Here is a 9283-nt window from a genome sequence, read left to right as displayed (position 1 = left end):
GGATAAATTATTTTGTGTGTTGTGTTGTACTTTTCAGGGATAGAAGCTGGTTGCGATCTGGTGCAATTAACGCTATTTATTAACTTATTAACAAACAGGTATGAGGTTCAGAGGTAAGTCATGCATGATTCATTAACTATCGCGCTGCTGCAGGCGCGGGAAGCGGCGATGACACACTTTCGCCCCATCGTTAAACGCCATAATCTTACCGAGCAGCAGTGGCGTATCGTGCGTATCCTTGCCGAAAACCCGTCGATGGATTTTCACGATCTGGCCTTTCGCGCTTGTATTTTACGCCCGAGCCTGACCGGTATTCTGACCCGCATGGAACGCGATGGTCTGGTGTTGCGCTTAAAGCCGGTGAACGATCAGCGCAAGCTGTACATTTCGCTCACGCCTGCGGGTTCGACGCTGTATGAAAGTGCGAGGTCCGAGGTGGAAGAGGCCTATCGCCTGATCGAAGCTGAATTTACTGTCGAAAAAATGCGACAACTTACCGCGCTACTGCAAGAGTTTATTACGCTGGGTAATGGGACTGGGGGAGATAGTGAAGAGGAGTCTCTGGTGTCCCCTGCAGACATCATAAAATTGACGTAACCACAGGGGAAATATGAGGTTTTGTAGAGTTGAAGAATTTTGTGCCCGCGTGTATGCCCGCAAAGGCAAATCATGATGCATTTTTCAGAGGGGATAGGTAGCTGCGTTTCCAGTTTTGGTCGTCGGCATACATCCATCGTGATGTGCGACCAAGTTTGATTGGTTTGGGACATTAATCTACGAATAAAAATACTTAGCTGTAGAGCCGGCATCATCGATTATGAACTTCGAGTCAATGAGAGAGTTGTCTCGTAATTCTCGCATTGGTGTCATCTACATTTTGGAAATCAAACCTGGAAGCTAGGCAAAAAGAAACCCTGCTAACTGTGCAAAAGGGATAGCTGAATCGCCGCAGGTTTAACAGACATCTCAGAGTCATTTAAGATGGCTTAAAGAGAGGCTTACATTAGCAGTAAGCGTTGTCCTGAAGAGTTTAAAATTGAAGCAGTTAAACAGTTTGTTGATCGTGGCCATTCTGTTTCCAGTGTGCAACACGTCTCGATATCACCACCCACAGTCTTTATGCATGGATAAAGAAGTACGGGCCGGGCTATTCCGCAAATAAAGGACTGTCAGATGCTTAGGCAGAGATCTGCCGACTCTAAAAGGAGCTGAAGTGGGTTACAGACGAACGGTACATTTTAAAAAAGCCGCGGTGTATTTCGCAAAACTGTCCGACTTAGTTACGCCTTTATCTGTGATAACACCTGTTGCTGGATTGTTCGTCTGTTCTGTCGAGTGCTGGATGTTCATCCGAGTGGGTTTTACACTTGGCTTTAGTGCAGCATTTACTGCTAGCCCAGACAGACCAGATGCTGACTAGGCAGATCAAACAGTTTTGGTTGGAGTTAAGTTGCGTTTATGGCTATCGCAAGATCCATCTCGACTTGCGTGATTCCGGGCAACTGTGCGGTGTTAACCGGGTCTGGCAATTGATGAAACGTGCTGGAATAAAGGCTCGGGTTGGATACCGGAGCCCGCGGGCACGTAAATGTAAAGCCAGTATCGTGTTGACGAACAGGCTCCAGCGGCAGTTTAACCCAGGTCAACTGATGGGCTTTGGGTTACGGACATAACCTACATCAGGATCCACGAAGTCTGGCTGTATCTGGCAGTGGTAGTTGGGCTGTTCTCCCGGAAAGTTATCGGCTGGTCAATGGAACCCCGGATAACCAAAGACATTGTCCTGAAGGGGGGTCTTATGCTGTGCTGTGTTGTAGTCCTTAAAAATAGGTACTGGTTCACTCAAATTGTAAATAGACCCGTTTTAATTCCATGCACTTTTGGAAATTCTGGCGAGGTCAATGGAGTCAATATACAAGCCATGACTGGCAGTCTTTCCTTAAATCACACAGTCTGGAAGGCAGTATGAGTCGTCGTGGTAACTGTCACGACAACGTAGTAGCAGAAAGCGTTTTTCAACTACTGAAACGCGAAGGGATAAAGAAAAAGATCTACGAAACGCGGGAAGAAGCCCACAGCGATATTTTTGATTACATCGAAATGTTTTATAACTGTAGGCGTCGGCATGGTTCGAGCAATCAGATGCCACCAGCTGAATATGAAAGCTAACATTATCAACGGCTAGGAAGTATCTGGATTATCCGTGGCGATTCAGTAAAAAGTGTAAATATTATTGATATTAAATCTACAAAGAGAAGTAACCGTCCCATACCTAATAATGGGCATGAAGGAGAGCATCTAGTAATAATGATATATATCACTCTTATTTTACAGGAACAAATTCCGGTCTGTATTATGCTGATAACATAGGTCAGATTAGGTAAAGAGGTTGATCTGGAAATGGCGGTACATCAGCAGGCCTCAGAGTTAGTGAAAATGAAAAAAACATTATGGAGATATTATTACAAAATCAACTTCAGGTAATTCAAACGTTATCCTTAGCGAATAAAAAGTTATATTCGTTGGCAATGGTGACTCAACAAACCTAACAAACTTTACAAGACCGACATTTACACTTCAAAATTAAAAAGCGGCGGTTAACCCGACGCTTTTTAGTTACTTTGTTTTTATTAGTACAAATGCGTACCTCTTTGAGATAATAAGTGAAGAGGCAACAAAAACCATAAATGCAACCATTAGATGCTCGGGGAACAGCCATCCCATGCTAACAGGAATGATTCCTATGCCAATACAGAACAGAAACATTATAAAATAATGAGCTGATTTTGTTTGCTGTGTTTTGTTAGAAAAGTATTTTGCAAGAATTCCTTTAAATACACCAGATATAATTAACCATACTGGAGTGAAAAGACCGAAATCTGCATATAATTCACCATAACCAAATGCTGGCGCTCCTTGGTTCCTGTAGAAAGCATCAGGGAAAAACACCTTTGCCAGATACAAAGCGCCGAAATCATCAGGTTTACCAGTCCATAATGCCCTTGGTATCCTTGAGTATATTTCACTCTCCATCAGCAACTTACCATACATGAAATCGAATTTAGATGACGCTATCAGAACTGCGTTTCTGGTATAGTCAGAATAATTAGCCATATTCTCTATTGGATTACCATCTGAGAACGTGTAAGCAAAGAATGCTGTGACTATTATAGTTATAATGGCAAATGACTTCACTAGAAACATGAACTTAATATTTTTATTTTCTATGTAAGAAAGATAAAGAATAAATGCTATAAATATACTAAATATTGGACCTTTGTTTCCGTGTAGGAAAATTAGAATACAATTTATTAAAATTATTGAAATGCACAGTATCTTTGATATTTTGTATGTAAAGAATGCGCATATGGAAGCAACAAGAGAAAACATTAACGATGGGTAAAAATACAATCCGTAACCAGTTCTTGTTAGTTCGTATATTCGTCTTGGGCTAAGAATGTACTCTCTAAACTCGATCAATACCGGTAGGTAAAAAACAAAGGAAAGAACTGTGAATAATACCGCAGAAAATATATATCTATGCTTTTCTGTTTGACTCGAATTTATATTTATTGCCTGTCTCTGAGTGTAAAGATATGATAAAACAAATGAAGTTATGTATATAATATAGCAGGTATAAAAAAATAAATATTCAAAAGTGTATTCTTTAATTTCTGAAATGTATACAAAAATACCTTCAAAAACATATAGTGTTGGCACCGTTATTATTAAGTATGGAACCATTACGTTTATTACTTTACCCTCAATCCTTACTGCTTTAAAGTAAAGGAAAAGGACGAAGATCAAACATAATGTAATGTATGAAATTATAAGCATACAAAACCTTTAGAAGAAAATGCTTAAAATTAAAAATGTTAGCAACAATACAGCCAAAACCATAACCATAAATTGTGGCGTTGAGAAATTTTTTCTTGGCAGAAACCCTGTGTAAGGTATCTCATTGTTTTTGCTCATGATTTACTCCATTGATTTGTCAGTTACCATCATATATCCTATCACGCATCTTAATCACTATCCACTACGACATTTCTTTGCTTGTAGCGCTTCAGAGCCCACAATTCAAAGAGCATGCGCTACATATTTCGACAAAATCATCAAATATGACCGACTGAACAATCAGCCGGTTTGATTACAGAACTCTTTGGTTATTTGCTTACCTATCTTATCGAAAAGGAAGTTGGCCCTTGGTTTTGTTAGATGTCCCCAATCCACAGTCGTGACGAAATCACAATTATCATCAACTCTAGTAAGGCATCCACTTTCATTACATAAAACACTATATGCAGAAGTATATTCATCAACAATTTTTGGAATGTTATTGTTAAATTATGTATCCCAATATTTTATTATTAAGTCCGTATGCCCTATATCTAGAAAATTTTTTTAAATTCACTTAAGCAATTAGATACGACTTTAACTAGATTAGCATTCCATTCAGGAACTGGTCCAATAACAATAATTCTTTAGTCTGAGAGGATATCCTTCATCTTTTTACCGTTGATGACTAACGTGTCAATTGCTAGTTTTTATCATGCACACTATTTGTACCACGAACTGACCATGTCATTAAAATTATCTCAGGCTTTACACTACCAATCTCATTGATCCTGTCAATGTTTATGGAGTTTACGATCCTTTGAAGGTCATCTTTCCCATCAACAAACAATGGCGGAGCATTTTCGTCTGTCATCTGGTTTATTACATGTTTTAATTCATTTCTATTTATGTGATTAGATAAACCGTTAAAAAACATTGCAGCATATGAATCACTAATTATAAAATGTTATACTGGCTTTTTTAATACACCATGTGATATTAAATCTTTGAACATTACTGAGTGACAAACTCCGCAACGGAACAGTTCTTCGTATGTATTGATTACAGACACATATTCTACAGCTGATTTATTTACATCTCTATCTTTAACTCCAATTATTAGATATATGGCAGAGTCAGCAATTCCAACGCCAAATAAAATCGATGCCAATATTACTTATGTAATTGATTTATCTATTGAATCATGAATTGAATTTTCAACCATGTAGTAAGTTAAAATTGCTAATGAAAATGCAAGAATCATTAACATTACTAACTCATGAGCATCAGGATATTCTGCAAGCATTGAATGATACAAAGAGTAAGCTGGCTAATGCCACAAATAAAGTGGATAGCTAGTAATCTCAAAGAAAACAACAGGTTTAATACTAGTATTTTAGATGCAACCCAATCATCGCCATTAGATGCTCTTGCAAGAGACGCCCTAACCACTGGAGCTATGACTATATATTCAGGGAATACCATCTTTTCATCAATTATAGCTATTAATAAAAATATTATTATAAGTTCTATCAAAGACGTTAATTTTGATAATGACGTATTTATGCCTATAAATTTCAACGTGGCTATTATTGCTCCGGCCATTTGCTCCGAAAATCTTAACGCAAGAGAGTAGTCGTTAGACCCACCATCAGTATTAAATTCTTATAAAGTAAGCCCGTTTAAAGAGACTCATAGCGACGCAGCCTGTATTATGCATATTATTGAAATATTTTCATTGAATAAGCTGCGCGCAAAAGGTGAAAAGATGTATTCACTTACGGATCTAACAGTACTTGATTCGGAAACTGTGGCGAATGAGATCAACCTGCTCCTAAGTCGTTATGCCCATTTGTGTCGTCAGTAAGATGTTCCGGCAGCGTGAAGTGACAAATGTGGAAGTTGGATGGAAAAGCACATTTTCATAAAACATTGTCAGCAGCATTACTGAAGCCTGAACAAAAAAACTGGGCATGCTGAAGTGCGGATGCTGGACGGTATTACCATCTGGTTGTTTCCCGGCTGAATGAGCAAAATAACCGACTGAGCATGATCAAGCTTTTGCCAGGTGTGCTGGTCGATGAAGTAAACTACATTGGGAAGGGAATCTATAAGCGATTACTGAACATATTTCTCCAATCTGGCTAGAACCCTGCTGGCTTTATTTCTTTATTTAATAATGGTGGAATGATAAGGGATATGGCTTATTGGGAGTGCTATCGAACTGATGATTATGTATTATGTTTAGTCGTAAATGACCGGGATTATGTTGAGTATGTAATGAAATACAATCGGGTATCTAAGTACAAAAATATTATCTTAATTATAAAAATAGATGATGGCTATGTATTCCTTTAAACCAGAAATGCCGGGTGCGGCTCGTCGTTGCCATCAATAATTTACGTCTGGTTCAGACTATAAACTTGATACGAATCAACGTTTTTCATTAAGCTAGTTGGGTGAGAATATTTTACAGACTTCAATTCTGGAGTCAGGTTGGCTAATGAAGAATATCACTTTGCGTGATGTTAACACCGTGTCAGGCAATGCCATCAATATTGGTGCCAGTGAGTTGCATACAGGGGGGAGTCGTTTCCACAAAAAATAGCCATTAATGGCACGGAGTTCTTCCTGACAGATACGGATACTGGTGCCGATGAATATCGATAACACCATTATTTGGCCGGGATCTCAAAAAATGCATGGAACTAAAACGGGTCTATTTACAAGTTAACCGACCATGATGGCCCAGTAGTTTTATCACTTTGCTGATACTGGCTTCGCTCATTGGTTTCCTGACGTTGTTTCGTCCTGGGAAACGAGGTTGTAATTCCCAGCTATTTCTTGCAGCTTTTTCAGGATGCTGATCGCCTGAGCAGATAACGGAACCAAATGGGGGCGTCGTTTTTTCATCCGTTCTTTGGGGATCTCCCATAAGGCATTATCTAAATCAAACTCAGCCCATTAGCTCAATTGTTCGCACACCTGTTAGCATCAACAGCTACGTGGCGTATTTGGTGACTAAACTACCCTGATAGTTATACAGAGCATTGACGAACTCGGGCAACTCGCTTTCAGTCAGGAACGGGAAGTGTTGAGTTTTCGGTTTGTTGAGTGTGATAGCTAAATCGGGTAAAAAGTTATATTTAGCGCGACCTGTAGCAACAGCATACCAAAGTACTTCACCGTAGCGTCGGCGGCTCTTACTGGTTTGTTCCAGTGCACCTCTTTCCTCTATTTTTTGCAGAACGGTGAGCAGTTCCTGCGGTTCAATCTGTTCGATTGGGCCGTTGGCCGATAAAAGGAGAAATATCCTTTTCCATGAAGTTGAGAACCTCTTTTGCATACCCCTCTGACCAGGTGGTTTTTTTCGATGAGTGTCATTCTCTGACCACTGACTCTAAGCTGTTCTCATGCGCGAACTGCAAAGCAATCTTATCTGCTTTTCTGGCTTCACTTGGGTCTGATCCCTTTGGCTAACATCGAACGCGCTTCATCACGTTTAGCACGTGCTTGTGCCAATGACACATCGCTATATACGCCGAAGGAAATCATCTTTGGCTTACCTGCAAAGCGATAGCGGAAACGCCAGCCTTTGCTGCCCGTTGTGTCGATGAGGAGTGATAGGCCCATACCATCGTTAAGCGTATAGGGTTTGTCCTTCGGTTTTGCTCTTTTTATTTGGATGTCAGATAGCAGCATGTGTATAGAAAAAAGATCGAACTCAGTTATACACAATGTTATACGCAAAGATGTATTGTATAGATTCCATTAGAAATAATGGCACTTTACTGGACGAATAAAATAAGGAGTATGAATTAAAATCAATGAGTTATGTACTACGTTGGACTTTGTGAGAAGTGTTCATGGTGTCCCCTGCATACATCGAATTGGCATGGCAGGGGATTGTATGGAAAGGGAATTTTCAGAAGTGTATTTTATTTTACCCGCAATTTTACCCATCGAGGCGGCTTAAGAGCTTTTGTTTGAACTCGCAGTGTTCACTATATAGCCAGCGTGCGCGGCCATGGATGAGTTTGCTTTTTGGCAGGGTGCCGTCTTTGATGCGGTCATAGATGAAGGTCTTTCCGAAACCAGTATCGGCCATGATGAATTTCAGATCAACCAGTGAATCGGGCTGTAATTGGTGTTGCATGGGTTTCATCTCCGGTTTGGAAATCGAACCTGGAAGTCAGGCAAAAAGAATGCCCTCGCAATGGAGGGCAAATGGGGGGATAACGTGGCAGTGCATTCGCACCCAATAGCCAGCTCATAACTGGCTATCAGTTGCGTTATTTGAGATTGTGTTCTTGCAACGCCTCTCCTAGACGAACAAGCCATCGACCTAATTGCTCCATGGCTTCTTCTTTTGTCTCGTGCAGGTCAGAATGAATGTTCATTGATACCTGGTTGAGATGCGTCATTGGTCGATACTCGAGTTCGATGGGCCAATCGACTATTGTTGAATGTTCCTGAGAGGAGTGGCTGATGACGGTGTATTTGCTGTAGTCCTCAAGGCCATTAGCGTCCCGCTTAAACTCCTCAAGACGAATAGATGTCTTCCCCATAACTTCTCCTCAGGCCACCCGCTTCATAGCGCGTAGTCGTTTAATGTGCTCTGCTGTTTCAAGTTCGGCGCGTATCTGTGCCGCCTCGTGATGATCAAGAGGCTCGAAATCAGAATTAAATCGGTCGATTTATGCTGTGTTGACCCGGCCTTGTCGCCAGTAGCGGACTATCTGTGATGTGACTGAATGGATTATGACGGGCCAGTTATGCTGGTCAGCGTATATCTGACCCCGTTGAATTAGCTGGAACATTGGCAGGCTCCATACGCAAAACTTTGCGGATTTTGTTTTCTTCCACGTTCAGATCGGCGGCGAAGCTTTTAACCAATTCTTCTCCTTTAAATTCCCGGCATGAATAGCCCATGAACCATTCACGCAAGCCAGTAAACGCTGGCCCATCTTCCGGGTCTTCAACAAATGCCGCAGCAGCGTTTGACACCTCCGCGCAGTCTAAGCATTGTTTGAAGCTCTGACCTGAGCCATCCCATACGCCGTGTGAATAGGTATAGTGGTCACCTGGTTTAACGATGACTCCGCATTCGCAGCACTTATGTTCTTTTCTGGCTTTGCGCTGCTCTTGCGCAAATACTGCTGGCATCTCACACATCACATCCTCCCAATCTTCTTACGCAATTCAATATTGCTCTGGCACTCGACGCACATCGTGCATCCCGGATACGCTTTCCGGCGATCCTCCGGCAACTTGTCCCCGCATTCCTCACAGTGCGTTGCTGATACTGCTGAGTGGTTGAGTCTGTGAGCCTGAATAGCATGGTCGCGCATCATCTCTTCGAGATCGCTGGCCTGATCGATGATTTATGATGTCATGAGTGCTCCTTACTTCGAAGCCAGATGCAGACCGCACCATCATCCGTGTC

8 protein-coding genes and 2 pseudogenes are annotated in these 9283 nt (G+C 41.1%); 3 read left to right on the top strand and 7 right to left on the bottom strand.

The features are described from left to right. Positions 1-120 precede the first annotated feature (120 nt). Both hpaR and OH663_RS25485 read left to right on the top strand, forming a co-directional pair. Positions 121-597 carry a homoprotocatechuate degradation operon regulator HpaR gene (hpaR, locus tag OH663_RS25490; RefSeq protein ID WP_200010231.1) on the top strand — a complete coding sequence of 159 codons (477 nt, stop codon included), beginning with the start codon at positions 121-123 and terminating at the stop codon, positions 595-597. Positions 598-1002: 405 nt separating this feature from the next. Beyond that, positions 1003-2169: pseudogene (locus OH663_RS25485) on the top strand (IS3 family transposase). Positions 2170-2616: 447 nt separating this feature from the next. Here the strand turns inward: OH663_RS25485 and OH663_RS25480 are convergent. Further along, on the bottom strand, positions 2617-3837 hold the full coding sequence (locus OH663_RS25480; RefSeq protein ID WP_200010230.1) for an O-antigen polymerase: 1221 nt from the start codon (positions 3835-3837) through the stop codon (positions 2617-2619). A gap of 1333 nt (positions 3838-5170) precedes the next feature. Here OH663_RS25480 and OH663_RS25475 point away from each other — a divergent pair. After that, entirely contained in the window at positions 5171-5473 is a 303-nt protein-coding gene (locus tag OH663_RS25475) for a hypothetical protein (protein WP_200010381.1), read from the top strand. A gap of 1092 nt (positions 5474-6565) precedes the next feature. Here the strand turns inward: OH663_RS25475 and OH663_RS25470 are convergent. The 6 genes and pseudogenes from OH663_RS25470 to OH663_RS25445 all read right to left on the bottom strand — a co-directional run. Continuing rightward, positions 6566-7539, bottom strand: a pseudogene (locus OH663_RS25470) (tyrosine-type recombinase/integrase); the annotation flags it as partial. Between the two features lie 253 nt (positions 7540-7792). Beyond that, positions 7793-7993, bottom strand: a complete 201-nt coding sequence (locus tag OH663_RS25465) for a helix-turn-helix transcriptional regulator (RefSeq protein ID WP_023294204.1) — start codon at positions 7991-7993, stop codon at positions 7793-7795. 136 nt (positions 7994-8129) lie between these two features. Continuing rightward, positions 8130-8405, bottom strand: a complete 276-nt coding sequence (locus OH663_RS25460) for a hypothetical protein (protein WP_263525921.1) — start codon at positions 8403-8405, stop codon at positions 8130-8132. A gap of 129 nt (positions 8406-8534) precedes the next feature. Continuing rightward, positions 8535-8657, bottom strand: a complete 123-nt coding sequence (locus OH663_RS25455) for a DUF4222 domain-containing protein (protein WP_263525920.1) — start codon at positions 8655-8657, stop codon at positions 8535-8537. Further along, positions 8620-9003 carry a hypothetical protein gene (locus tag OH663_RS25450; RefSeq protein ID WP_263525919.1) on the bottom strand — a complete coding sequence of 128 codons (384 nt, stop codon included), beginning with the start codon at positions 9001-9003 and terminating at the stop codon, positions 8620-8622. The genes OH663_RS25455 and OH663_RS25450 overlap by 38 nt, the downstream gene beginning before the upstream one ends. Positions 9004-9011: 8 nt before the next feature. Then, on the bottom strand, positions 9012-9218 hold the full coding sequence (locus tag OH663_RS25445; protein WP_476579527.1) for a TraR/DksA family transcriptional regulator: 207 nt from the start codon (positions 9216-9218) through the stop codon (positions 9012-9014). Positions 9219-9283: the final 65 nt, after the last annotated feature.

Origin of the sequence: Citrobacter sp. Marseille-Q5395, assembly GCF_947057495.1 — a bacterium.
Classification (GTDB): domain Bacteria; phylum Pseudomonadota; class Gammaproteobacteria; order Enterobacterales; family Enterobacteriaceae; genus Citrobacter; species Citrobacter murliniae.
The sequence above is the reverse complement of the archived record's forward strand: the minus strand, read 5'-3'. Positions and strand labels throughout refer to the sequence as shown.